Raw genomic sequence first — 22,358 nt, forward strand, 5'->3', positions numbered from 1 at the left:
CGGCAGCCCCCCACTGGACAGTGGCCTGGCAGCACAAATGGCATCAATTCAAGCGAGTGATATCGGGTTAGCCCTGGAGACTCAAGGCCAACCGGAAGTTGCTTATTGGCCGAAGGAAATGACTCGGCTGAAGAACACATAATCTGCTTCGGAGGCCATCAGTCCGACGAGCACCAGCAAACTCAACGGTGGCACCAATATGGCGTAGACCATGGCCAACCGTTCCCAGGCCATGTGCATGAAAATGGAGACAATTAAACCTGCCTTCAACAGCATGAAAATGATAATCAGGGACCACCTGAGGTAACCCTGAAAGTGAAAATAGTCGACGAGATACGACAGCGTGCTGAGGACAAACAACAGCCCCCAGATTTTAAGGTACAAGCTGATTGGATGTTGCTGACCTTGAGCATGTGCCATCACCCGTGCTCCTCTACCATAAATAGAAGAATGCAAAAATAAACACCCACACCAAATCCACGAAGTGCCAGTAAAGCCCGGCTATCTCGACGTTCTGATAGTTTCCGGAACGCTCATAATCTCCCCGCAATACTTTCATCGCCACAATGCTGAGGTAGATGGCGCCGATTGACACATGCAGCCCGTGGAAACCGGTAATCATGAAAAAGCTGGCACCAAATTGCGCCGCCCCCATGGGGTTCCCCCAGGGACGCACCCCTTCTGAGATGAGTTTGCTCCATTCAAATGCCTGCATGCCGACGAAGGTCACCCCCAAGGCAGCGGTCGCCAGCATCAGGGCAGTGGTTTTCGCACGATCACGGCGATAGGCGTAGTTAACGGCCATGGCCATGGTGCCGCTGCTACTGATCAGCACGAAGGTCATGATGGCGATCAGAATAAGCGGGATTTCTTTACCGCCAATCGTCAAGGCGAACACTTCACTGGGGTTTGGCCAGGCGGTAGTGATGGTCATGCGTACCGACATGTAGCCGGTCAAAAAACAGGTAAAGATAAACGTATCGCTGAGCAGGAATATCCACATCATCGCCTTGCCCCAAGGGACCTGCTTGAAGGCCTCTCTATCCGAGGACCAATCGCTGGCGATGCCCTGCCATCCCGGTGCAGGCGGTGAGTCTGGTGGATTGGATGAACTGGATTCGACTCGGGCAAGTGGGGGCGATGCCATGGCTTTTCACCTCAGGCCGCAGAATCTGGCGATCGCTTCATAGGTTTGCGGCGTGCTGGCCAGCAAAGCGAATAGCACGAACCAAAGACCCAGTAAGTAGTGCCAATAGGTGGTACAGAGTTCTACGCTGACGCGCAGTTGCGGCAACGGCACGCGACGCAGGAATTTAGCGACGATTATGCTCCAGGCTATCAGCCCGCCCAGCAGGTGGAGCCCGTGCAGGCCGGTCAACAGGTAGAAGAAACTGTTGGCCGGATTGCTGGCGACAAAGTAGCCCCAGGCGACAAACTGCTGCCAGACCCAGAATTGCCCCACTAGAAAGGCAATGGCAAATACGCCCCCCAATGCGAAACCAATGACTGTTGCGTCCAGTCGAGCCTGCCGGACGGCCATACGCGACCACTGCAGTGCAATGCAGCTGAATACCAGAAAAGCCGAATTCAGCCATAGCTGCCAGAGATTGGCTAACGGCGCCAAGGGGTCTGTCAGGGGGAGCCAGTCGGCCATTTGTGAGCGGGCAATAAAGGCGAAAAGGAAGAGAAAGAATAACGAACTCACCACGACCAGGAACAAGCGCAGGCCCACTCTTGCGATTTGGCCTCTATCGCCACCCTCGGGGGCCTGGATACCTCCTGGGTCGCGACTCCAACTGCCGCCGGGGTCAGCACCGTCGGCGTTTCTCAATAGCAGTCTGCTCATGTTTTAACGTCCGCTATCTTGGCTTCGGCACTGAGTTGCCGCATCTGCTCAAGCTCCTCGGCGGAGACCGTTTGCGGAACGAAATCCTGTTCTATCCCCGGCACACTGTAGTCATAGGCCCAGCGATGCACGACCGGCAGCTTCGCTCCCCAGTTACCGTGTATCGGCGGGGTGTTCGGCGTTTGCCATTCCAGACTGGCCGCACCCCACGGATTACTGCCTGCAGGCTTACCCTTGAATGCACTCCAGGCCAGGTTGAACAAGAACAGCAACTGGGAAACGCCGACGATCAATGCGATCACCGTAATGAAGGCATTCAACTCTTGCGCCGACTGCGGGATGAACGCGTAGTTTTCATAGGCGTAGTAGCGGCGAGGCATGCCTTGGAAACCCAGGTAGTGCATGGGGAAGAAGATGGCGTAGGTGCCCAGAAAGGTAATCCAGAAATGCAGCTTGCCCAGGGTGTCGTTCAACATGCGCCCGGTGACTTTCGGGAACCAATGATAAATGCCGCCGAACACCACCAATACCGGTGCGACCCCCATGACCATATGAAAATGGGCGACGACGAAATAAGTGTCCGAGAGCGGAATATCCACGATCACATTGCCGAGAAACAACCCGGTCAGACCGCCGACCAGGAAAGTGACGATAAAGGCCAGGGCAAACAGCATCGGCACGGTCAGATGAATGTCGCCGCGCCACAGGGTCAGCACCCAGTTGTAGACTTTCAATGCGGTCGGCACCGCGATGATCAAGGTGGTGACGGCGAAGAAAAAGCCAAAGTACGGGTTCATTCCGCTGACATACATATGGTGCGCCCAGACCACAAAGCTGAGTACGCCAATCGCAATAATGGCCCACACCATCATCCGGTAGCCGAAGATATTTTTCCGCGCATGCGTGCTGATCAAGTCGGAGACCAGACCAAACGCAGGGAGAGCCACGATGTAGACTTCCGGGTGACCGAAGAACCAGAACAGGTGCTGGAATAATATTGGGCTACCACCCTGGTGATCGATCTGCTGCCCCAGCGAGATCATTGACGGCATAAAGAAGCTGGTGCCCAACAACTTGTCGAACAGCATCATGACCGCACTGACGAACAACGCCGGGAAAGCCAGCAAGGCCATGATCGAGGCCATGAAGATTCCCCATACGGAGAGCGGCATGCGAAACAATGTCATGCCGTGGGTGCGCGCCTGCAACACCGTGGTGACGTAGTTCAACCCGCCCATGGTGGCCGCGACAATAAAAATTGCCAGTGAGACGAGCATCAGGACGATGCCCCACTCGACCCCCGGTGTCCCCTGAGAAATGGACTGTGGCGGATAGAGCGTCCAGCCCGAACCAGTGGGGCCGCCAGGGACAAAGAAACTGGCGAGCAACACCACTACAGCTACCAGGTAGAACCAGTAACTCAGCATGTTGACATAGGGGAAGACCATGTCGCGGGCGCCCACCATCAGCGGGATCAGATAGTTGCCGAAGCCCCCCAGAAACAAGGCCGTCAGCAAGTAAATGACCATGATCATGCCGTGCATGGTCATCGCCTGATAGTAAGCACTGGCGTCCATGAACTCCAAAGCGCCGGGGAAGCCAAGTTGTATGCGCATCAAGCCGGACAACACCACGGCGATAACGCCCACGAATAAAGCCGTCAAGGAATATTGAATGGCTATGACCTTGTGGTCCTGACTCCAGATATATTTGGTCAGGAAGCTTTTGGGTTCGTGTAGCGCTTCTGTTTCGGCTTGCTCCGCATAGGCCATCACGTCATCCTCCTGTTCGAAGTTTCGGTGCATTCCTGGCTGCTTTACGGCTACTTCCCTGGCTCCGCCTTGCTCGCATCAGCGTCGGCATTCGCTTTGGATTTGATAAAAGCGATCAGTGCATTCAACTCCTGATCACTCGGGGTAAAGGCCGGCATGACGGCTGCATAGCCTTTGACGATTTTGGCGCCGGGATTAAGAATCGAATCCTTTATATAGCCCTCATCGGCTTTGATACTCGTGCCGTCGGCAAGGGTTACGGTCTCGCCATACAGGCCCTGCCAGCTGGGGCCGACGCCCTTGCTGCCATCGACACTGTGGCAGGCCAGACAGCCGAGCGACTCGGCCAGCCGCTGCCCCTGCGTCGCCACGTCGTCACCTCTGTCCAGTTTTTCGCTGGCAGAAGGTTCTTGCTGCGCGTCACCCAAAGATTTGATCAGGGCGACGACAGCACCCAGTTCATCTTCAGTGAGAGTATAGGCCACCATGACTGGCGGGTAGCCCTGTACCAGGCGGGCCTTCGGATCGAGGATCGACTCTTTCAGGTAGGCCTCATCGACCAGCGCACGGGTGCCATCGGCAAACTGTTCAGTGCGGCCATACAACCCCTTCCATCCCGGGCCGAGACGGGTACTGCCGTCCTGGCTATGGCAGGCACTGCAGCCGTATTGTTCGACCAACAAGCGACCCTTTTCCAGCACGCTGTCCTGACTGGGTTTGGCAGCTGTCGTTAATGTCTGCGCAAAAGTCGGTTGGCTGTTCAGCCATTGATCGAAGGCGCCCTGCTCTTCCACGATCATCTGGCCGCGCATGTTGTAATGACCGACGCCACAATACTCTGCGCAAAGAATTTCATACTTCCCGGTTTTAGTCGGCGTAAACCAAAAGTACGACACCATCCCCGGCACCATGTCCATCTTGCTGCGAATTTGCGGAATATAAAAATTGTGCAGCACATCTTTAGAGCGCAGTAAAACTTTCACTGGCTGATCGAGCGGAAGGCGAATTTCATTGCTCTTTATAAGCACATCGTCCTGCCCGACAGGATCCTTGGGATCAAGGCCGAGGGGGTTAGTGAAATCAACAAACTTGATATCCGATTTACCCAGCTTCCCGTCCTGGCCGGCAAAACGAAAGGCCCACTGCCACTGCTGGGCGACCACTTCAAGTTCATAAGCATTTTTCGGCACATGGATGAAATCACTGTAAACAACCAGACCTGGCGCCAACATCGCGGCAATCCCTATCGAGGTCACGATAATCAACCATGTTTCCAGTTTTTTACTTTCTGGCTGGTAGTGCGCCCTGGCACCCTCCTTGTGACGATAACGCATCACAGCTACCGCCATAAATACGGTGATGGCGATGAAAAATATTCCGCTAATGATCAGGGTGATGAACAGGGTAGTGTCTATGGACCCCCAGTTGGAAGCTGCCGGTGTCGCATGCCAAGGCGCTAGTATATGGAACAACACTGATGCAATAACGATTAGTATCAAGATAATTGCTATTGCCATTTTCTCTTCATCCTATTCCTGTTATTCACTGGTTATGCAAACGCATCGCCACTGACGTCCAAGCAGGGCAGACAAATACCATCCATTCCGACGGTAAAGTCAGCAGGAAGTATAGTGCACGGACGGACCACGCGCTTTTTCTGAAAAACCTGCCAATCAGATATTCCAATTCGAACATTAAGTTAATTGTTTAATGCTATTCGCTACATACAACTATGGACATTCAGCATTACGTCTCTCGGGACTAAATGGGCATAGCGAATTGGCGCTCCCAGCTATACTCAATTCTGATGACGGATGGCAGAATCGGCCAGAAACGGCTGGCATTGAGAAGAGACAAGAGCTACAGACTCCAGTAGTCCACGACGGAGGTTTCGTCATGAGTAACCTGACGATCGAAGGCTGGTGCAAACCCAGCGGCGCCCCAAAGTCCACCCCGGTGGGTGAGATCAGTTTTGATGTCGATGGCCCCCTCCATCTGCGTCTGGAGGAAGCTGAAGAACGCCTACAGAAGACCCATGAGCCTGAAGCCATGGTTGATGTCGACATGAGCTCAATGGATTTGGTCTTGCCAGAGGGATACGAGCCCTTGTCCGACTGCCAAATGCGCGTCTACTTGCAGCACGGACGCGGTCAGTTCCATTTGGTCGGGCATCGAGCGAGCGATGGAAGCTTGATCTATACCAACGCGGTTTTGATTGATCAGCTGATTTAGATCTGCTGCGTGATGCTCGGGGAACACAAGAACCGGTCCGAAGTGGCCGGTTTTTTTATACCTGAAATTTGAGCGCCTCTTGCTCTTCAGCACCGTGGCAAAACCCTGCAATACAGAAAGCCGCACCTCCCCAAGCCATCGCCAATTGCCCTCCTAGACTCATTTCACGCCGTTAACACATCAGTGCTCAGGATGCATTGGTGGTTATAGTGTTGATTAGTGGATTTCAGTAGGTATAGTAACCACAAGCACACCACAGGGAGGTGATGTGAATAGCCGTTTTTTGATAAGCCAAATCGTTGCAGATGGCTGGTATCTGGTACGAATCAAGGGGAGCCATCACCATTTCAAGCATTCGACCAAGCCGGGACTGGTAACGGTTCCTCATCCGAAAAAGGATCTACTCAAAAAAACGGCCATCAGTATTTTGCAACAGGCGCTGCTATGACGAGTCGATGGACAGCGCCTTCAGAGGATGACGAACATGCTTTACCCGATTGCGATTTCCATGGGCGATGATGAACACGCCTGGGGTGTAGAAGTACCGGATATTCCGGGTTGTTTCTCCGCTGGGGAGGATCTGGATGACGCCATGGCCATGGCGCGCGAAGCCATCGAAGGCCATTTCGAAATACTGGCCGAAGACGGATCACCGATTCCGCCCGCCAACAAAGTAACCCTGCATGCAGCCAATCCGCAGTACGCAAGGTGTACGTGGGCCGTGGTGGACATCGATGTCACTAAATACCTGGGCAAGGCCCAGAAACTCAACATCACCTTGCCCGGCTACTTGCTCAACCGTATCGACGAATACGTACTGCATCATCCGGAAGAGAAAAGTCGCTCCGGGTTTCTGGCCTCGGCGGCACTCAAGGTTTTGCAGCAGGGCTGATGGTTCAAAGGTTGGTCAACCAAAGGGACAACGACCAGACATGTGCTTTTGTAGATCAGCGCGTCGCCACCATGAACAACCGTGGAAACGGCAACAGCACCGAACCATCGCTCAACGCCGGATAGGCCTGCTCGATCGCCGCCAGATACTGCTTGAGATACTGCTCCCGCTCCGCTTCATTCAGCGGCTCAAGGAAAGGCCGTAAACCGCTGCCCTTGAACCACTCGACCACGCCCGACGCGCCGGCCGCGAGTGGATGGTAGTAAGTGGTGCGCCATACATCGACCCGGGTGCAGTGGGCACGCAGCATCGAGTAGTAACCACCTGCATCCTCCATTTCCGTTCGCAGGCCTGCGGTCCTTGCCAGTTTGTCAGCCCAAGGGCCGTTCGCTGCGACCTCGCGCATCAACCTGTGCGACGGTTCGTTGAGGTTGTCGGGCATCTGAATCGCCAGGCTGCCGCCGGGCGCGAGCTTGGCCACCAATGACGGTAGCAACTGGTCGTGATCGGGCAACCACTGCAACACGGCGTTGGCGAAAATCACGTCGAACGGGCCGGTCTCGCTCCAGGCATCAATGTCTGCAGTGTCGAAACGCAGGTGAGGCAAGCGCTTGCGAGCGGCCTCGATCATATCGGGTGAACTGTCCACCCCTCGCACCGCGGCATTGGGAAAGCGCTGCACCAGTAACTCGGTGGAATTACCCGGGCCGCAACCGATGTCGATTGCCGATTGGACGTCCACTGGGGGGATGGCGGCCAGCAAGTCACGCGCCGGGCGCGTGCGTTCATCTTCAAAAGCTACGTATTGTTTGGCGGACCAACTCATATCGCTCTCCTGTCGGAGGTTGTAGCCAGAGGCAGACAACCGGTTCGCTACGATACATTGACTGCGTCAGTTAACCCACGCCCCCACCCGCCAATGCCAGCCATCGTTACGTTGCTCCCAGTGCGGATGCACATAACGATACCCCGGCCGTTCCGGGACCCAATGGCCATGAACCGCGACATAACGCCCACCTTCCCAACGCCAGTACCCCCTGGACCAGAGATAACCCGGCCGCCCCGCAGGCTCTACCTCAACAACGCGTTCCGGTGGCGGCTGCGGTGCGATGATTTCAACATATTCACGCTGCACCGGACGCCGGTCATGAACAACCCGCTCCTGCACACAACCCGCGGCGGCAACCACCACCGCCAGCAACACCATGTAACGTAACAACATGCCGCCTCCTCAGGCTTGAAAGCCAAATCGAGTGAATCAGCAAAAAAACAGCCCCCCTTTTCTAACCATGCTCCTGCCTGGCTCATGACTCTTTTAACAGGCCTTGTCTGTCTATTGCCTGAACCCGGATCATTTGACGACTGAAAAACACAGGGGATCTGAATGAGCCTTTTCTTATCGCAAAATCATTGAAAGTCATAACCAAAAGGACCGTTCGTCGACCGAAGCGCAAAGCGATTTTGACAGTATAAAAATGGCATCTATAGTCCTAGTCGCGGCCTGTTGGAAGGAACCCAACCCGTCATTTCAAGGCAAGGAGCAAGGCCAGCTCGTACCCCGTGATCGAGTGGGTTCCCCAGTAGTGTGTTCGCAACGGCCGCAAGGCAAACAAGCGTTGTCGTACCTGGTAGGTAGCCAGGTAATCACTATGTTCAAAGGAGCTTTACTATGTCTCGAGTCACGGATGTACTTGTTTCGATCGACACCGAAACCATTCTGAAAAACTACCCGAACATCAGCAAAAACCCTGCTGCGCCGACGATGATCGACGTCAATCATGTATACATGGTGACCAATCAGAACAACGTGGTGAGTGGCCAGGCCGGTGGCGAGCTCAACTTGAAAGCTCAGGTAGGCGATTTGATTCGCTGGCGTGAAGCCAGCCTGTCGCTGGGCTTCGAGCAAGCAGTGATTTTCTACAAGTTCGTCGGTAACGCAGGCAACGAGTTGATCTCTACGCCCACGCCACGCAAGGCTACCGCCTCCTTTGCAGTCCCTAACACCAGCAATCCGTCGGTGCCCAGCTGCCAGAAGGTCGATAACCATTACTGGTCTTCGGAAACCCTTGCTTGCGGCAGCGTGACCTATCACTTCCAGTTTCTGATCGTGAATCGCGACTGCCAGATCATCGGCTGCTGCACATGGGATCCGTTCATTACCATCCGTAACTGATGCTGGGCCGGGCCCCTTGGCAACGAGGGGCCTACCGGGCTCGTTGCCGCCTCGGCTGGAACAGGATGTCTTACTTGAACCGAAGCGGTTACCGTTTTGCGTCAACATCATGAAAGGATCCATGATGACTTCCGAACCGATTAGCTCCCCTTCGGCGGGCGCCGTGATAGCCAGTAGTGTGCTTCTGATTGTCGATGCCGAATCGTTGCTTTCACGCTATCCGCAACCCAGTCTTGAATCGCAGAACCCGACGGTGATTGAAGATGGTTTCATCTTCCCCGTGACTAGTAGCACGACAACACAAAGTGTTGAAAATGACAGCAAAATAACACTGACCGCCAGCAACGGAAAGGTCTTCCATATTCGCGGCAGAACCGTCAGCCTGCTGACCGAACATACGGTGGTATTTCACGATCTGACGGTGGACGCCGCCGGGGTTCTTTCGCCGCCCAAACTGATCGTTCACAGCGACCAGACAGTCCCCGCGCCCGACCCCGCCAACCCGACCCAGCCTGGCAGCCACAGCGCCGATGATCATTATTGGGAGTGTTCGCAACTGAGCACGGGCGTGACAGCCTGCGAACTGAATTTCATGCTGATCAACCAGCGCTGTGAAGCGGTGGGGTACTTCAGATGGAAGACTGAGGTGACGCTGTCGGCGTGAATAGATATGCACAAAAAAACCGGCCTCGAGGGCCTAATGCCGCTCAGTTAAGCGAGCAAACCGCTTTTCGTAGGAGCCAGGCTTGCCGGCGAAGGCGTCCTTAAGTGCGCTTTCGCCGGCAAGCCTGGCTCCTACAGGTCCGATTTGTCCTTAACTGACTGGCATTAGCCTCAAGGGGCCGGTTCTTTGTACGCTGTTTAGGTCAGTCGTAGTATCCAACTGTCTTCTTCAAGTGATCAGAATAATCGTAAATCTCATCAACCGAGCCAATCGGATGCCGCGTTTCATTTTTTTCTTCGTCAAAAATCCCAATGTACTTTTGTGAACGATTGAAATGAAGGCGACAAATCGGCTTGCGATTGTTGTCATCGAGCAAGATCCCAAAATAGCTTTGCGTATCGCGCTGCACTATCCGTTTAGCGTCCACAACCGAACGAACCACCGCACGGACAATGTGATAACCCTCCAATTCTTCCAGGGTCGTCAGCACTTTATCCTCTGATTCGTCACGCTGATCTGCCGGATCACTGCCGCCGGCAGAAACCGATCTCGATGCCAGCGCAGGCTGAATGGCACCACTCATAGCTGATTTGAGTCGGTCATTGATCTGATCATTGAGAAACTGCACGACTGCTTTTCTCGTCAGCTCGTGGAACTGCTCACGGACTTTCTGAGTTATGACCCCGTCATACACTCGGGAGGCGAAGACTTTTACAAAGTCGTCATCAGGTTTGATGACCTGTGAAGCAATGACCTTTTTGATCTGACTGACGTATTTCAGCTCACCTGCCGCATTGATGATCGAATCCACATCGAATGCAGACTTGGTGAGCTTGATCAATTCGGGGACGGAGTACTCATCGATATCCAGAAGATCGAGTTCAAGAAACGGTTTCTCATCCATCTTGTTGGGCGCATCCAGGTCGGTGAAGAACTTATAGACCTGGCCGTTGGTGAGGATAGAGATTCGAGCGCTGGTGACATGGAAATAGCGAAATAGCTGGGAGGCGTGATTGATGTGCAGCGATTCGCCTATTTTTTTGCACTCGATGAGGATCTGTACTTCTCCTTCCTTCATGATTGCGTAGTCAATTTTTTCTCCTTTTTTCGTTCCGATATCGCAAACGAATTCTGGAGTCACCTCACTCGGATCAAAGACATCGTAGCCCAGCACCGTACTAATGAAAGGCATGACGAAAGCATTCTTGGTCGCCTCCTCCGTCTGAATTGCTGCGCTTTGCAAACGAACCTTGGCGGCTAGGCTTGCTAACTTCTCAAAGAATTCCATGAGTGACCTCTTACTTGGTTTCGATCCGTGTGTTTGCATGCTGGCAAATTGACTGCCATTTGATACTAGACACAAACCGGCACAAAGAAAGATTCCAACCAAAGATTCCAGACGCGGCAAGCCATAGGCCGCATTCCGATGAAAAGCCCGATCGATCAACTCCCTCGTCAGTAGAAATGGTTGCGACCTACTCAACCCCGAGCGACGAGCACTGACAGAGGCTTCAGCCACACCAGCCTTCCATCCCGCAGCCAATATTCAGCAGAATTTTCGTTATGCCCGTGCTGTCTGAAAATCAGGCGCATCCCTACGAGGAACACGGCAATGAAATTCGCAAATATTGCACAGAAACTCTCCCTGTGGGCCGGCCTGCCCCGGACATTTCTGGGGGCGATCGTTCTGATTATCCTGTGGGGTTTGAGCGGGCCGATTTTTCATTTCGACGATACCTGGCAGCTGATCATCAACACCTCGACCACCATCATCACCTTCCTGATGGTGTTCCTGATCCAGAACACCCAGAACCGCGACACGGACATTTTGCACTTGAAGATTGATGAGTTATTGCGAGTAACGAAAGAAGCGCAGAACGCGATGCTGGGGCTCGAATCGCTGGATCTCAAACAGCTGGAAGAATTGAGAAAGAAATATCGCAACCTCGGCGAGGGCGAAACGATTCCTCTGGACGGCACTGTCGTCCCTGAAACAAAGGAACAGGATTGAATGAATGTTGATCCAAGCCCCGCGGGTGACCGGCGACGTCACCCGCGCCATTGGTGCTAACGACTGGCTTGCAGCGCCCTGGCCATTTGCAGGTGGTTTTGCAGTTTGGGCAAGGTTTCTTCGGCGAACGCTTTGATTTGCGGTACGTCCGTGGTCTGCGCTTGTTGTTGAAGCTGCTCGATGGATTCTTGTGTGGTTTTCACCTGGTTAGCGGCGTATGCCTGATCGAAGGAGGCGTCGTCCTTCACCTCCGGGATCAACGTTTTGGCCTTGTCCATCACCTCTTCGCGTGGCGCGACCGGTAAATCAAGTTGCTTGGCAATTTTCGCCAGATGCTGGTTGGCGGTGGTGAGGTCGTTGATTACCACGATGGTGTAATCCTTGACCTCTTTGGACTCGGTTTTCTGGTGCGCCAGGCGATTGGCTTCGATGTCAGCCATGCCTTTGGCCGACACTTCGTTGATGAATTCGGCGGCTGACTGGGCAAAGGCGCTGCTGGCAAACAGTCCAAGTAACGTGACAAAACTGGCATTGCGTAAACGGGTGGCCATCCGGCTCATGGTCGCGCCCTCCTTCTTTGAAAATTCAAACGGGAGCTTGCGCCCCCGTCTTTTAATAAAACCACCTTCACTATTACCGGGATTTCTGACCACCTTTGCGGCCCATGCCGCCTTTCGCGGAGTCTTTATCAACGGTCGTCGTGGTGGTTTTCCCACCTTTGCGACCGGCTTCAGACGCCTTCGTTCGATCGTGGGCACTACCCGGACTCGGATTTTTTGAAGTAGGCATGGTTTTCATCCTCTTGATGATGAGAGCAGCGAGCAGCCGCTCGCATAGAATAAGAATTTCCATCGCCAAAAAGGTTTAGAAAAACTGGCAACGCTGCGACGAACGGTGACGGACTTTCAAGCCCCGAGACGCAGGTGATGCTGGCGCTTGGCGCTGTACATCGCCTCATCGGCATGCCTGAACAGCTGGTTTTCTTCAGTGCCATGCTCGGGGTATCGTGCGACGCCGATGCTCGGTTGGATGTTCAGGTTATGCCCGTCCAGTCGCAGGGGCTGAACCAGCACTTGGCGGATTTTTCTCGCCACATTCTCTGCATCTTCCGCGGCGTGGATGCTGTGCAATAACACAACAAATTCATCACCACCGATACGCGCCACGGTGTCGGTTTCGCGCACGCAGCCCTTGAGCCGATTGGCGACCGCTTGCAACAGCATGTCGCCGACCGCATGACCGAGGGTGTCGTTGACTTGCTTGAAGCGGTCGAGGTCGACGTAGAGCAACGCCATTCGACCGGAGTCTGTTCGAGCCAGCGCCAGCGAGGCTTTGAGGCGCTCGCGCAGCAATTCGCGATTGGGCAACTGAGTCAATTGATCGTACTGGGCCATGCGCTGGAGCCGGGCATGCAATTGCTTGCGCTCGATAGCGGTCGCAACCTGGGCGCAAACATACTGCAGCAGCTCTTTGTCTTGCTCGGTGTAACGCTCGCCGCCCGGTACGCTTTTAACGATCAACGCGCCAATGGTGCCGTTCTGCGAACTCAATGGCACGCCCAGCCAGCAGGGCGAATCCTGGCCTGCGACCAGTGTCGCAAACCCCGCCGGAGGATTGTCCTGATCCGGGGTCAGCAGAATCGGCAAGCCGCTGCGAATGACTTCACTGCAAAGACGCCCGGTCACAGTCCCGGGCTCCTCGGGTTGTGGTTCACGATCGTCGACGTGATAGGGAAAATTCAGCTGCGCGCAGTGTTCGTCATACAGCGCCACGGAGAAATTCAACGCCGGGAGCCATTCACCGATGATCGAGTGGATGCGTTTGAACAGCGCCAGCAGATCTTCCGCCGCGTGGGCCGCCTCGGAGATTGCGTACAGCGCCGCTTGTCGGGACTCGGCCTGTTTGCGCTCAGTGATGTCGTGGGCCACGGCAATGCGCAATTGATCGACTTCCGACCAGCGCGCCGACCAGAGAATGTGCACCACCCGGCCATCCTTGCGCAGGTAACGATTTTCAAAGTTGAGCTTGGGCTCGCCCCCCATGATTTCCCGTGCGGCGTCGAGGGTACGCTGTCGGTCGGCGGGATGTACCAGATCGATCATCGGCTGGCCGATCAGCTCGTCGGGGGTGTAACCGAAAATGCGCTCGCAGGCCGCGCTGACAAATACGAAGCGACCTTGTTTGTCCACCGCACAGACGGCGTCCAGCAAGAGGTCGATGTAGCTCGCCAGTGGCGCGGAGTTTCTGGTTGCCATAGTGCAGAGAGCGTGTCCGGACAATCCAACATTGAACAACCTTCCCTGACCGGTCATACGCCCGAGCGATGACTGTGCAGCCGACGCTTCCTTGCGATCAGCCTCAAGCCTTGTTCGTCACCAGCCCCGGCAGTGCATGCACCAGGGCGTTGATGGCAAAACCGATGAACATTACCCCGCACAACCGAGTGATCGCCAGTTCATGACGCTGATACAACGTGCGCACCTGACGCGCACCGACGATGCCTATGAGAATAGCGTAGGCCAAAAGGCCACCAACGAAGCTCAGGATGATCAACCATGGCAGCATCGACCAATGCAGCAACTCTGCACGGCTGGACAGCAGCGCAGTAAAGGTCGCCACTGCCACCGGATAAGCCTTGGGGTTGGTCAGACCGAACAGGATGCCGTGCCAGAATGGCTGCCGCGCCGGACCTTGAGGTGCTTCGGCACTGCCGCGACGAGCGCGAACCGCGCGCAGGCCCAGCCAGAACAGGTAGAGCCCGCTGAGTACGCCCAACACATCGAACGCGGTGCTGCCGATTTCCCGCGCACCGACAATCGCGATCAGCGCCGTGCTGCACCAGACCACGTCGCCCAACAAATGCCCGCACAGAAACCCCGCTCCGGCCCGCCGCCCGCGCGCCGCGCCGATACCGAACACCGCCAGCACACCCGGCCCCGGCGTGATGCCATAAATGAAGCCTGAGGCGAGAACGGCCATTAGCAGCGATGGAGTCATGGGAATTCCTGTTGAAACGCCGGATGAATGGACGCAAGTCTATCTCAGGCCCCTGAACATCGACTCACAGATCGTCGAAGAACTTCATCCCCGCATACGGCCGTTGCCGACACGCCGCCAGCCGAGACACCAGATCCCCGACGTGCGCCTCAAGCTTGTGCCCGTCCGGGTCGAGAAAATAGAACGATGCGCCTTCGCTGCGGTTGTCCCGCCATTCCCGCACGGTGGCGGAACGCAGGCGTTCGACGAACAACGGGAAGTCCGTTGCGCCGATACTGAAGGCGTAATGAGTGTAGTCAGCAGCGGGCGCGGCTTCGCGCAGCGGATCGAGAGAAAGGCACAACCACAGACCGGGTAATGAGAGATAGGCGCCGGTGTCCCACGTGGCTTCTAGCTGGAGTTGCAGCAGTTCGCGATAGAACGCCACGCTGCGGTTCAGGTCGGTGACGGCGAGGGTCAGGTGGTTGAGGCCGGTTAGCATGGGTTTCGTAACCTTGAGGCTGGTTCCGACCGGAGCGTACAACTTAAACGTCCTTGAGCGTATAGCCGCTGGGGGTTTGTTGGCTGTGAGTCAGCCATCGCGGGCAAGCCCGCTCCCACAGGGATTGGCGTCGGACACAGATCCTGTGCCTGACGCGGTCAATGTGGGAGTGGGCTTGCCCGCGATGGCGTCCGGCCCAGCACCGCACGTTTCAGAACTTATCGAGCGTGCGCAGCTTCTGCGGCAATCCCCACAGCAACAACGCAGCAGCAATCAGCGCGGCAACGCCGATGACGTATAGCGCCGGGGTAGTGCTGCCGGTCAAATCCTTGATCCGCCCGACCATGACCGGGCTGACGATCCCACCGAACTGGCCGAGGGTGTTGATCACCGCGATCCCGCCAGCGGCACCTGCACCAGCCCCGGCCAGCAGTTTCGGCGGCAGGGTCCAGAAGCTCGGGATGGAGGCGATGATCCCGGCACCGAGCAAGCCCAGGGCGACAATCAGGAAGGTTGTGTGGTCAGCGAAGATCCCTGCGCAGAAGAACCCCACCGCGCCAACCACCACTAAACCTGCGACAAACTTGCGCCGCTCGCCGGTGGCATCGGACAACCGTCCGATCACCACCATGCTGATGGCACCGCAGATGTAGGGGATGGCCGTCAGCAAGCCGATCATCACCGGGCTCTCGGTGCCGGCACTGCGGATCAGTTGCGGCGCCCAGAAGTTCAAGCCGTAGGACGCCACCTGAATCAGAAAGTAGATCAGCCCCAACGTCAGGAACCCCGGAATCCGCAACGCCGCCAGCAAGGAGCCGCCGCTCTTGTGCGGTTCATGGTGAGCGATACGACTGGCGAGCAGTGTCTTCTCAGACGGCGTCAGCCAATGGGCGTCTTCTATGCGGTCCTTGAGCAAGGTCAACACCAACAAACCGAGGCCGATGCAAGGCACGCCACCGAGCAGAAACAGCCAATGCCAACCGCGCATATCAAGGAAGCCATCAAGGTGTTGCAGCACCAGCCCGGAGAACGGAGCACCAACCAGCCCGGCAAACGCCGACGCGAGAAACAGCATCGAAGTGATGCGCCCGCGATAGTGCTGCGGGAACCACAGCGTCAGGTAATACAGCACACCGGGGGCGAAACCCGCCTCCATCGCACCGATCACGAAGCGCAAAGCGTAGAACTGCCATTCGCTGTTGACGAAGACCATGGCCGCCGTGGCGATACCCCAGGACATCATGATCCGGGCGATCCAGCGCCGCGCACCGACCTTGTAGAGCATCATGTTGCTCGGTACTTCGAAGATCACGTAACCCACTACAAATAGCCCGGCGCCGAGGCCGTAAGCGGTGTCACTCAGGCTCAGGTCGGCCTGCAACTGGAACTTGGCGAAGCTGATGTTGATGCGGTCGAAAAACGCAAACAGGTAGCAGACCATGATCAGCGGCATCAGTCGCCAGGCGACTTTGCGCACCAGGGCTTTTTCGGCGTCGTGGCTAACGGACAGGCTCGCGCCCGCCTCCAGTACATTGAGGCTCATAGTGTTTCTCCAGATGGACTTCACGAGGGAGTCCCGATTGTTTTTGTTGTCTGGCGCGTTGTGGCTTTTTGTAGGAGCGAGGCTTGCCCGCGAAGGCGGTTTGTCAGCCTCCATCAATGCTGAATGGCAGACCGCTTTCGCGGGCAAGCCTCGCTCCTACAAGGTTCGTGGTGGGTTCAGGAAGGCGTGGGGTGCAGGTCGCAATTGCGCCCTGCCTTGGCGAGTTGCCCGGGTACTTCGTGGCCCAGCAATGTGGGCAACCCTCGGGACAGCTTCAGCAACAACGGCAGATCGATGCCGGTGTGAATACCGATTTCATCGCACAGGTTGACCAGATCTTCCGTGCAGATATTGCCCGAGGCACCCGGCGCAAACGGGCAACCACCAAGGCCGCCGAGGGCCGCGTCGAAGCGTCGGGCACCAGCCTCGTAGGCGGCCAGGACGTTGCACAAACCAAGGCCGCGAGTGTTATGGAAATGCAGGGTCAGATCCGCTGGCGAAACCCGCTGCAAGACTCTGCCCACCAAGCGATCAACCTGACGCGGATTAGCCATGCCAGTGGTGTCGGCCAGGGTAATGCCCTGAATCCCGAGCTCCTGATACGCCTCGACGATTTGCAGCACGCGATCCTCATCGATCCTGCCTTCGAACGGGCAACCGAAGGTCGTGGCGATGCTGCCGTTGAGCCGCACCTGGGTGCCGCGAACGAATTCGACGATCTTGCCAAACGCCGCCAATGACGCCTCGCAGCGCATCCGCATATTCGCCAGGTTGTGGGTCTGGCTGGCGGACATCACCAGGTTCAGCTCATCGGCCTCCGAGTCCAGCGCTCGTTGTGCGCCTTTGAGGTTGGGGATCAGTGCGACATAGATCACGCCCGGCCGTCGGGCGATGCCCTTGAACACTTGCTCGCCATCGCGCAACGCTGGAATGGCCTTGGGCGAAACGAACGAGCCTGCTTCGATGCGGCTGAATCCCGCCAGCGACAACTGATCGATCAGCGCAATCTTGTCGACGGTTTCGACCCAGGTCGGCTCGATCTGCAAGCCGTCACGAGGGGAGACTTCCTGAACGATCAGCCTCTGGGAATAATCAGTGATCATTGCACCACCCCTTCAGCTTTCAGCCGTTCGATGTCCTGGTCAGTCAGGCCCAGCCCCGCGAGAATGCCGTCGGTGTGCTGACCCAGACTCGGCCCCGACCAGTTCACGCCACCGGGGGTCTCGGACATTTTCGGTACGATGCCCGGCATCTTCACCGTCGCGCCGCCGGGCAGTTCGGCGTCGAGCAGCATGCCCCGCGCCTGATAGTGAGGATCGGCAACGATGTCGGCTACCGAGTAGATGCGCCCGGCCGGGACTTCGGCAGCTTCCAGTGCAGACAACACCTCATCGATAGGCAGGCTACTGGTCCAGTGAGTGATGGCAGCGTCGAGCACGTTACTTTTGGCGGCGCGGCCATCGTTATGCGCAAACTCCGGTGCTTCGGCCAGGTCGCCCCGGCCAATCACCGCCATCAGGCGCTTATAGATCGGGTCGCTGTTGCCGGCGATCACCACGTAGGCGCCGTCGGCAGTCAGGTAGGTATTGGAGGGCGCGATGCCCGGTAATGCCCCGCCGCTGCGCTCACGAACATGGCCCAGCATGTCGTATTCCGGCACCAGACTTTCCATCACGTTGAACACGCTTTCGGCCAACGACACATCCACCACCTGCCCGCCACCCTGCCCGGTCTTGACCCGCAGCAGCGACATCAAGGCGCCGATCACCGCATGCAACGAAGCCAGGGAATCACCGAGACTCACGCCCACTCGGGCCGGCGGTGAACCGGGGGTGCCGGTGGTGTAGCGAATCCCGCCCATGGCCTCGCCGATTGCACCGAAACCCGGACGATCACGGTACGGGCCGGTCTGGCCATAACCGGAAATGCGTACTAGCGTCAGATTGGGATTGAGGGCATGCAACACGTCCCAGCCCAGGCCGAGTTTCTCCAGGGCGCCAGGGCGCAGGTTTTCGATCAGCACATCAGCGTCGCTCGCCAGTTGCTTGACCAGCTCGATGCCTTCGGGGGATTTCAGATTCAGCGCCAGGGACTTCTTGTTTCGCGATTGCAGGTACCACCACAGCGAAGTGCCTTCGTGCAGCTTGCGCCATTTGCGCAGGGGATCGCCCTGGCCCATGGCTTCGATCTTGATCACTTCGGCGCCGAACTCGGCGAGCATGCGCGCGGCGAACGGCGCGGCGATCAGTGTGCCAATCTCGATCACTTTGATTGCACTCAAGGGGGCAGTCATCGCGGGGTACCTCTTGTTCTTGGAATATGAACCAAGGCTAGAGGACTGAGAGGTAAGGAATCCAACCTTCAGTTGGCAACGGCCGTTCGCGAAATGCGAATGCTCGGCAGAAGAATTGCCGCGACCTCAAGTCAGTCTTCGCGGGCAAGCCTCGCTCCTACAGGATTTTGTGTGCCCGCCGCCAATCCTGTAGGAGCGAGGCTTGCCCGCGAAGAGGCCCGCCCATCCAATCGAGAATGTTCAGACCCGGCCGCGCAACTGCTCAAACAACATCCGGCTCACCGGCGACAGCCTCGCTTCATCGCGTACCACCAGTATCAACGCGCGATCCGACCAGTCATCCGTCAGCGGCACCGCGTGCAAACCCAACGCCCGGCCAAACAGTTCGTAAGCCTTTTGCGGCAGGATGCCGATGCCCATGTTGGCCTGGACCATCCGGCACATGGCGTCGAAACCCGGCACATGAATCCGCAGCCTCAGCACCTTGCCGGCCTTGCGCGCGGCCGCATGGGTGCGCATGTTGATGGAACTGGCGGCGTGCAAACCGACGTAATCGCTGTCCAGCGTGTCGGCAAAAGCCAGGGTCGAGCGACTCGCCAGCGGATGATCGGCCGGCATCAACACCATCAGTTTGTCCCGGCGATAAAGAACACTGTGCAGACCTTTGACGTCACTGTCGCTGGAGCAGATCCCGAGGTCCGCCACACCATCGAGCACGCCCTGAATCACCCCACTGCTGGGGCGTTCTTCAAGGTCGGTCTTGACCTGCGGATGGCGTTCGGAAAAGTCCCGCAGGTCTTCAGGCAGGAACTGAATGATCGCCGACAGATTGGCAAGCATCCGCACATAACCCCGTACACCGTGGCTATGCTCGCCCAGTTCGAGGCCCATTTTCTCGACGTTAAACAGCATCTGCCGTGCATGGTGCAGCAGGGTTTCGCCGGCTGTCGTCAGGGTCATGCCCTTGGCCTGGCGCACGAACAGGCTGATGCCCAGCGCCTCCTCCAACTCCATCAAGCGCTTGCTGGCCGCCGACACCGCGATCGCTTCACGGGCGGCGGCACGGGTCAAGGTGCCCTCTTCGTGGACGGCCACAAACAGTTGGAGAGTGATCAGGTCGAGGCGGCGGATCAGGCTTTTTTGCAGCATGGGAGGGCTCGATGATTTCGGTTCGACTGAGTCGGCAGGATAGCCCGGTTTCGTTTCGTCCCCGACATCCAATTGCCTCACAGTACTGCGGGGCATCGCCCTACAACTAAATCTCTTACAACTCTCAGCACTACCAGAAACATCCGATTCAAAGCCGACCGGAACTCTCTGTAAAGTCCGGCAACACATACAAATTGCAACAAACCCACGGATAGATTCACTCAAGGAATGTCATTCACACATGAACAAAACACCGCACACGGAGCATGCCTTCACCAACTACCGCAAACTCATTTCGTTGGCGGATCACGATTGGGAGACAGCCGAAGCCGGAAAAATCTCGGGGCTCAACGTTGAAATAAAAAGTGCCAACCGCATGCTCGATCAGTATGGGCGAGCATTTCATCATTTCTGTACAACGTCTTACCTGGGCCTGGATCACCATCCCGATCTTCTCGACGGCGCCATGGCCACACTGTGGGAAACCGGCACCCTTCGCATCGCCAATTCAAAGAACCGCTGCAAGCTGGCGATTCTGGATCAATTCGAAACCGAATTGTCCGAGTTGTTCGGCGCCAGTTGCCTGAGCACCTTGTCGTGCAGTGCCGCGAGCGCTGGGATCCTGCCGTTGCTGGCCAGCGGCGTGTTCACCGAAAATCGCCCTCCGGTGATGGTTTTCGACCGGTTGGCCCATTACTCGATGAATCATCTCAAAGCCGCCTGCGCGGATGAAACCATGGTCGTGACGTGCCCGCATAACGACATGGACTTCCTCGAGACGCTGTGTCAGCGGCACACAAGAGTCGCGTATGTCGCCGACGGTGCCTACAGCATGGGCGGGGTTGCGGACTTGGACAGCCTCTTGTATCTGAAAGACCGCTATGGGCTGTTTCTCTATCTGGACGATTCCCACGCGCTTTCCGCTGTAGGAACATTCGGCGCCGGGCTCGTGCGTCCCAGGTTGCATGCACTGGATGATGACTGCCTGATCGTTGCCTCACTGGCCAAGTCGTTTGGCGCCAGCGGCGGTCTGGTAATGCTGGCCAATAGCATCGCCATCGAACTGGCCAATCAAGGTTTCTTCACTTCGGCAGTGTTTTTCCCGGTGGTCCCACAAGGCAAGGCCGCCATCAGAATCACGTTGCGCGCCGACATGGAGACGACGCTGATACGCCATTTCTGTGAACTTATCAGCGAGCTTTTACGCACTCACGGCCGGGATATCGGCAGCGCAAACCCAAGGAAGATCCAATGAAGAGCAGCACCACCCTCCTCATCACCTGCTGCACGGTTTTTCTCGCCCAATTGGGCATGAGCATTTATCTGTCGGCACTGCCGGAAATTGCCCGGGATCTATCCGCCGATGCCTCGCAGGTTTCATGGGGGCTGGCGGTGTATCTGATCGGCATGGCGCTGCCGATGCTGTTCTGGGGCAGCCTGGGCCAGCGCATTGGCCGTAAACCGGTTTTGCTCGCGGCACTCGGTATCTATGGGGTGGGTAACCTGGCCCTGCCCTTGGGCCAGACGCTGGAGTCGTTCCTGTTTTTTCGACTGATTCAGGGGGTAGGCGCCAGCGGAATTTCGGTCATGGCCCGGGTGCTGATCCGCGACAGTTTTCGCGGCGACCTGCTGGCCAAGGCATTGTCCTGGATATCGATTTCCTTTGTGGTGGCGCTGGGTATCGGCCAATACCTGGGGTCGATTATCCAGGTGGCGCTGGGTTGGCCGATGATCTTCTACTTGTTGGGTGGCGTAAGCCTGTTGATGGCGGTGGTGGTGGCCCGACTCACGTTCCCGGTGCTGGCAGCAGAGAACACACTGTCATCCGCCTGGACGAGCTATTGGCACATTCTGGGGCATCGGGCCTTCCTGTTGCCGGCCCTTGTCGGCGGCTTGGGGTACGGGGTGATCGTCGCATTCAACACCGCCGCGCCGTTGATTCTGCAAGGCCCCTTCAACTGGTCGGCAGTGGAATACGGATTGTTGGGTTGGCCAATCAGCGCGGCCTATTTTCTCGGGGCTGTGGCGGTCAATCGCTTTGTGCTGCGTACCGGTCAGCGCCAGCTGATGACGGCGGGCGTTGGGCTGGTATTGGCCGGCAGCGCAGTCATGTTGCTGGGTAGCATCGCCGGTACGTCAATAGCGCTGCTGTTCTGGTTGCCCTATTGTTTTGCGGTGTTTGGCCAGTCGCTGAATTACCCGATCAGCCTGTCCCTGGCCAACGAAGGTTCGCCGATCGGCGGTGCTTATGCGATGGCATTGAGCGGTTTCATTCACCAACTGATGGCCGCCATTATCGGCGGTA

General features: G+C 56.8%; 25 protein-coding genes and 1 pseudogene. 9 read left to right on the top strand and 17 right to left on the bottom strand.

The window, feature by feature from the left end; all coding sequences use genetic code 11:
• A pseudogene (locus PMI18_RS31570) lies at nt 1-71 on the top strand (magnesium transporter); the annotation flags it as partial.
• A gap of 31 nt (nt 72-102) precedes the next feature.
• Here the strand turns inward: PMI18_RS31570 and PMI18_RS09890 are convergent.
• From PMI18_RS09890 to PMI18_RS09870, 5 genes are read right to left on the bottom strand one after another with little or no spacing between them, the layout of a single operon-like run.
• Entirely contained in the window at nt 103-420 is a 318-nt protein-coding gene (locus PMI18_RS09890; RefSeq protein WP_007903273.1) for a cytochrome C oxidase subunit IV family protein, read from the bottom strand.
• A gap of 13 nt (nt 421-433) precedes the next feature.
• Nucleotides 434-1,147 (bottom strand): heme-copper oxidase subunit III family protein, encoded by a 714-nt coding sequence (locus tag PMI18_RS09885; protein ID WP_007903275.1) that lies wholly within the window; start codon nt 1,145-1,147, stop codon nt 434-436.
• A 6-nt stretch (nt 1,148-1,153) separates the two neighbouring features.
• Nucleotides 1,154-1,846, bottom strand: coding sequence for a cytochrome c oxidase subunit 3 (locus PMI18_RS09880; protein WP_007903276.1), 693 nt, complete (start codon nt 1,844-1,846; stop codon nt 1,154-1,156).
• Nucleotides 1,843-3,618 carry a cytochrome c oxidase subunit I gene (ctaD, locus tag PMI18_RS09875; protein WP_007903277.1) on the bottom strand — a complete coding sequence of 592 codons (1,776 nt, stop codon included), beginning with the start codon at nt 3,616-3,618 and terminating at the stop codon, nt 1,843-1,845. Before ctaD ends, PMI18_RS09880 begins: the two co-directional genes overlap by 4 nt.
• Nucleotides 3,619-3,668: 50 nt before the next feature.
• Nucleotides 3,669-5,135, bottom strand: a complete 1,467-nt coding sequence (locus tag PMI18_RS09870; RefSeq protein ID WP_007903278.1) for a cytochrome c oxidase subunit II — start codon at nt 5,133-5,135, stop codon at nt 3,669-3,671.
• A 379-nt stretch (nt 5,136-5,514) separates the two neighbouring features.
• Here PMI18_RS09870 and PMI18_RS31175 point away from each other — a divergent pair, with 379 nt between their 5' ends.
• The 3 genes from PMI18_RS31175 to PMI18_RS09860 all read left to right on the top strand — a co-directional run bounded on the left by PMI18_RS31175 (nt 5,515) and on the right by PMI18_RS09860 (nt 6,742).
• Nucleotides 5,515-5,850, top strand: coding sequence for a hypothetical protein (locus PMI18_RS31175; RefSeq protein WP_007903279.1), 336 nt, complete (start codon nt 5,515-5,517; stop codon nt 5,848-5,850).
• Nucleotides 5,851-6,118: 268 nt separating this feature from the next.
• Nucleotides 6,119-6,298: a type II toxin-antitoxin system HicA family toxin gene (locus PMI18_RS30530; RefSeq protein WP_081499876.1), complete on the top strand. Its 180-nt coding sequence runs from the start codon at nt 6,119-6,121 to the stop codon at nt 6,296-6,298.
• Nucleotides 6,299-6,334: 36 nt separating this feature from the next.
• Entirely contained in the window at nt 6,335-6,742 is a 408-nt protein-coding gene (locus PMI18_RS09860; RefSeq protein WP_007903280.1) for a type II toxin-antitoxin system HicB family antitoxin, read from the top strand.
• A 55-nt stretch (nt 6,743-6,797) separates the two neighbouring features.
• On the opposite strand, the gene tam is transcribed toward PMI18_RS09860, so the two are convergent.
• Together tam and PMI18_RS09850 are read right to left on the bottom strand one after the other, a co-directional pair.
• The gene (gene tam / locus PMI18_RS09855) at nt 6,798-7,568 is read right to left on the bottom strand and encodes a trans-aconitate 2-methyltransferase (protein WP_007903281.1); all 771 of its coding nucleotides are present in this window, start codon (nt 7,566-7,568) and stop codon (nt 6,798-6,800) included.
• Nucleotides 7,569-7,634: 66 nt separating this feature from the next.
• Nucleotides 7,635-7,964 carry a YXWGXW repeat-containing protein gene (locus tag PMI18_RS09850; protein ID WP_007903282.1) on the bottom strand — a complete coding sequence of 110 codons (330 nt, stop codon included), beginning with the start codon at nt 7,962-7,964 and terminating at the stop codon, nt 7,635-7,637.
• Nucleotides 7,965-8,411: 447 nt separating this feature from the next.
• Between PMI18_RS09850 and PMI18_RS09845 the strand changes: the two genes are divergently transcribed.
• Together PMI18_RS09845 and PMI18_RS09840 are read left to right on the top strand one after the other, a co-directional pair.
• Nucleotides 8,412-8,915 carry an inclusion body family protein gene (locus PMI18_RS09845; protein ID WP_007903283.1) on the top strand — a complete coding sequence of 168 codons (504 nt, stop codon included), beginning with the start codon at nt 8,412-8,414 and terminating at the stop codon, nt 8,913-8,915.
• 124 nt (nt 8,916-9,039) lie between these two features.
• Nucleotides 9,040-9,579, top strand: a complete 540-nt coding sequence (locus tag PMI18_RS09840) for an AidA/PixA family protein (RefSeq protein ID WP_007903284.1) — start codon at nt 9,040-9,042, stop codon at nt 9,577-9,579.
• Between the two features lie 202 nt (nt 9,580-9,781).
• Here the strand turns inward: PMI18_RS09840 and PMI18_RS09835 are convergent, their stop codons facing one another.
• Entirely contained in the window at nt 9,782-10,867 is a 1,086-nt protein-coding gene (locus PMI18_RS09835; RefSeq protein ID WP_007903286.1) for a type I restriction endonuclease, read from the bottom strand.
• A gap of 324 nt (nt 10,868-11,191) precedes the next feature.
• On the opposite strand from PMI18_RS09835, the gene PMI18_RS09830 reads away from it, so the two are divergent.
• Nucleotides 11,192-11,590 carry a low affinity iron permease family protein gene (locus PMI18_RS09830; protein WP_007903287.1) on the top strand — a complete coding sequence of 133 codons (399 nt, stop codon included), beginning with the start codon at nt 11,192-11,194 and terminating at the stop codon, nt 11,588-11,590.
• A gap of 56 nt (nt 11,591-11,646) precedes the next feature.
• Here PMI18_RS09830 and PMI18_RS09825 read toward each other — a convergent pair whose 3' ends face one another.
• The 9 genes from PMI18_RS09825 to PMI18_RS09790 all read right to left on the bottom strand — a co-directional run bounded on the left by PMI18_RS09825 (nt 11,647) and on the right by PMI18_RS09790 (nt 20,053).
• Nucleotides 11,647-12,150 (bottom strand): DUF4142 domain-containing protein, encoded by a 504-nt coding sequence (locus PMI18_RS09825; protein WP_007903288.1) that lies wholly within the window; start codon nt 12,148-12,150, stop codon nt 11,647-11,649.
• Nucleotides 12,151-12,223: 73 nt separating this feature from the next.
• Nucleotides 12,224-12,379 carry a KGG domain-containing protein gene (locus PMI18_RS31795; protein ID WP_008014777.1) on the bottom strand — a complete coding sequence of 52 codons (156 nt, stop codon included), beginning with the start codon at nt 12,377-12,379 and terminating at the stop codon, nt 12,224-12,226.
• 116 nt (nt 12,380-12,495) lie between these two features.
• Complete coding sequence (locus PMI18_RS09820; protein WP_007903289.1) at nt 12,496-13,845, bottom strand: sensor domain-containing protein; 1,350 nt, start codon at nt 13,843-13,845, stop codon at nt 12,496-12,498.
• A gap of 103 nt (nt 13,846-13,948) precedes the next feature.
• Entirely contained in the window at nt 13,949-14,587 is a 639-nt protein-coding gene (locus PMI18_RS09815; RefSeq protein WP_007903290.1) for a LysE family translocator, read from the bottom strand.
• Between the two features lie 64 nt (nt 14,588-14,651).
• Complete coding sequence (fos, locus tag PMI18_RS09810; protein ID WP_007903291.1) at nt 14,652-15,068, bottom strand: fosfomycin resistance glutathione transferase; 417 nt, start codon at nt 15,066-15,068, stop codon at nt 14,652-14,654.
• A gap of 211 nt (nt 15,069-15,279) precedes the next feature.
• On the bottom strand, nt 15,280-16,611 hold the full coding sequence (locus PMI18_RS09805; RefSeq protein WP_033036676.1) for an MFS transporter: 1,332 nt from the start codon (nt 16,609-16,611) through the stop codon (nt 15,280-15,282).
• A gap of 176 nt (nt 16,612-16,787) precedes the next feature.
• Complete coding sequence (locus tag PMI18_RS09800) at nt 16,788-17,714, bottom strand: hydroxymethylglutaryl-CoA lyase (protein ID WP_007903293.1); 927 nt, start codon at nt 17,712-17,714, stop codon at nt 16,788-16,790.
• The gene (locus PMI18_RS09795) at nt 17,711-18,904 is read right to left on the bottom strand and encodes a CaiB/BaiF CoA transferase family protein (RefSeq protein ID WP_007903295.1); all 1,194 of its coding nucleotides are present in this window, start codon (nt 18,902-18,904) and stop codon (nt 17,711-17,713) included. Before PMI18_RS09795 ends, PMI18_RS09800 begins: the two co-directional genes overlap by 4 nt.
• Nucleotides 18,905-19,144: 240 nt before the next feature.
• Nucleotides 19,145-20,053: a LysR family transcriptional regulator gene (locus PMI18_RS09790; protein ID WP_007903298.1), complete on the bottom strand. Its 909-nt coding sequence runs from the start codon at nt 20,051-20,053 to the stop codon at nt 19,145-19,147.
• Nucleotides 20,054-20,294: 241 nt separating this feature from the next.
• On the opposite strand from PMI18_RS09790, the gene PMI18_RS09785 reads away from it, so the two are divergent.
• Both PMI18_RS09785 and PMI18_RS09780 read left to right on the top strand, forming a co-directional pair.
• Entirely contained in the window at nt 20,295-21,308 is a 1,014-nt protein-coding gene (locus PMI18_RS09785; RefSeq protein WP_007903300.1) for an aminotransferase class I/II-fold pyridoxal phosphate-dependent enzyme, read from the top strand.
• On the top strand, nt 21,305-22,358 hold a 1,054-nt coding region (locus tag PMI18_RS09780; protein WP_007903302.1), incomplete at its 3' end, for an MFS transporter. The genes PMI18_RS09785 and PMI18_RS09780, both read left to right, overlap by 4 nt.

Source organism: Pseudomonas sp. GM102 (genome assembly GCF_000282555.1).
Classification (GTDB): Bacteria; Pseudomonadota; Gammaproteobacteria; order Pseudomonadales; family Pseudomonadaceae; genus Aquipseudomonas.

What these genes read in the sequence shown, in the direction of transcription:
- PMI18_RS09890 (WP_007903273.1), bottom strand. Translation starts at nt 420, where the DNA reads ATGGCACATGCTCAAGGTCAGCAACATCCAATCAGCTTGTACCTTAAA.
- PMI18_RS09885 (WP_007903275.1), bottom strand. Translation starts at nt 1,147, where the DNA reads ATGGCATCGCCCCCACTTGCCCGAGTCGAATCCAGTTCATCCAATCCA.
- PMI18_RS09880 (WP_007903276.1), bottom strand. Translation starts at nt 1,846, where the DNA reads ATGAGCAGACTGCTATTGAGAAACGCCGACGGTGCTGACCCCGGCGGC.
- ctaD (WP_007903277.1), bottom strand. Translation starts at nt 3,618, where the DNA reads ATGGCCTATGCGGAGCAAGCCGAAACAGAAGCGCTACACGAACCCAAA.
- PMI18_RS09870 (WP_007903278.1), bottom strand. Translation starts at nt 5,135, where the DNA reads ATGGCAATAGCAATTATCTTGATACTAATCGTTATTGCATCAGTGTTG.
- PMI18_RS31175 (WP_007903279.1), top strand. Translation starts at nt 5,515, where the DNA reads ATGAGTAACCTGACGATCGAAGGCTGGTGCAAACCCAGCGGCGCCCCA.
- PMI18_RS09860 (WP_007903280.1), top strand. Translation starts at nt 6,335, where the DNA reads ATGCTTTACCCGATTGCGATTTCCATGGGCGATGATGAACACGCCTGG.
- tam (WP_007903281.1), bottom strand. Translation starts at nt 7,568, where the DNA reads ATGAGTTGGTCCGCCAAACAATACGTAGCTTTTGAAGATGAACGCACG.
- PMI18_RS09850 (WP_007903282.1), bottom strand. Translation starts at nt 7,964, where the DNA reads ATGTTGTTACGTTACATGGTGTTGCTGGCGGTGGTGGTTGCCGCCGCG.
- PMI18_RS09845 (WP_007903283.1), top strand. Translation starts at nt 8,412, where the DNA reads ATGTCTCGAGTCACGGATGTACTTGTTTCGATCGACACCGAAACCATT.
- PMI18_RS09840 (WP_007903284.1), top strand. Translation starts at nt 9,040, where the DNA reads ATGACTTCCGAACCGATTAGCTCCCCTTCGGCGGGCGCCGTGATAGCC.
- PMI18_RS09835 (WP_007903286.1), bottom strand. Translation starts at nt 10,867, where the DNA reads ATGGAATTCTTTGAGAAGTTAGCAAGCCTAGCCGCCAAGGTTCGTTTG.
- PMI18_RS09830 (WP_007903287.1), top strand. Translation starts at nt 11,192, where the DNA reads ATGAAATTCGCAAATATTGCACAGAAACTCTCCCTGTGGGCCGGCCTG.
- PMI18_RS09825 (WP_007903288.1), bottom strand. Translation starts at nt 12,150, where the DNA reads ATGAGCCGGATGGCCACCCGTTTACGCAATGCCAGTTTTGTCACGTTA.
- PMI18_RS31795 (WP_008014777.1), bottom strand. Translation starts at nt 12,379, where the DNA reads ATGCCTACTTCAAAAAATCCGAGTCCGGGTAGTGCCCACGATCGAACG.
- PMI18_RS09820 (WP_007903289.1), bottom strand. Translation starts at nt 13,845, where the DNA reads ATGGCAACCAGAAACTCCGCGCCACTGGCGAGCTACATCGACCTCTTG.
- PMI18_RS09815 (WP_007903290.1), bottom strand. Translation starts at nt 14,587, where the DNA reads ATGACTCCATCGCTGCTAATGGCCGTTCTCGCCTCAGGCTTCATTTAT.
- fos (WP_007903291.1), bottom strand. Translation starts at nt 15,068, where the DNA reads ATGCTAACCGGCCTCAACCACCTGACCCTCGCCGTCACCGACCTGAAC.
- PMI18_RS09805 (WP_033036676.1), bottom strand. Translation starts at nt 16,611, where the DNA reads ATGAGCCTCAATGTACTGGAGGCGGGCGCGAGCCTGTCCGTTAGCCAC.
- PMI18_RS09800 (WP_007903293.1), bottom strand. Translation starts at nt 17,714, where the DNA reads ATGATCACTGATTATTCCCAGAGGCTGATCGTTCAGGAAGTCTCCCCT.
- PMI18_RS09795 (WP_007903295.1), bottom strand. Translation starts at nt 18,904, where the DNA reads ATGACTGCCCCCTTGAGTGCAATCAAAGTGATCGAGATTGGCACACTG.
- PMI18_RS09790 (WP_007903298.1), bottom strand. Translation starts at nt 20,053, where the DNA reads ATGCTGCAAAAAAGCCTGATCCGCCGCCTCGACCTGATCACTCTCCAA.
- PMI18_RS09785 (WP_007903300.1), top strand. Translation starts at nt 20,295, where the DNA reads ATGAACAAAACACCGCACACGGAGCATGCCTTCACCAACTACCGCAAA.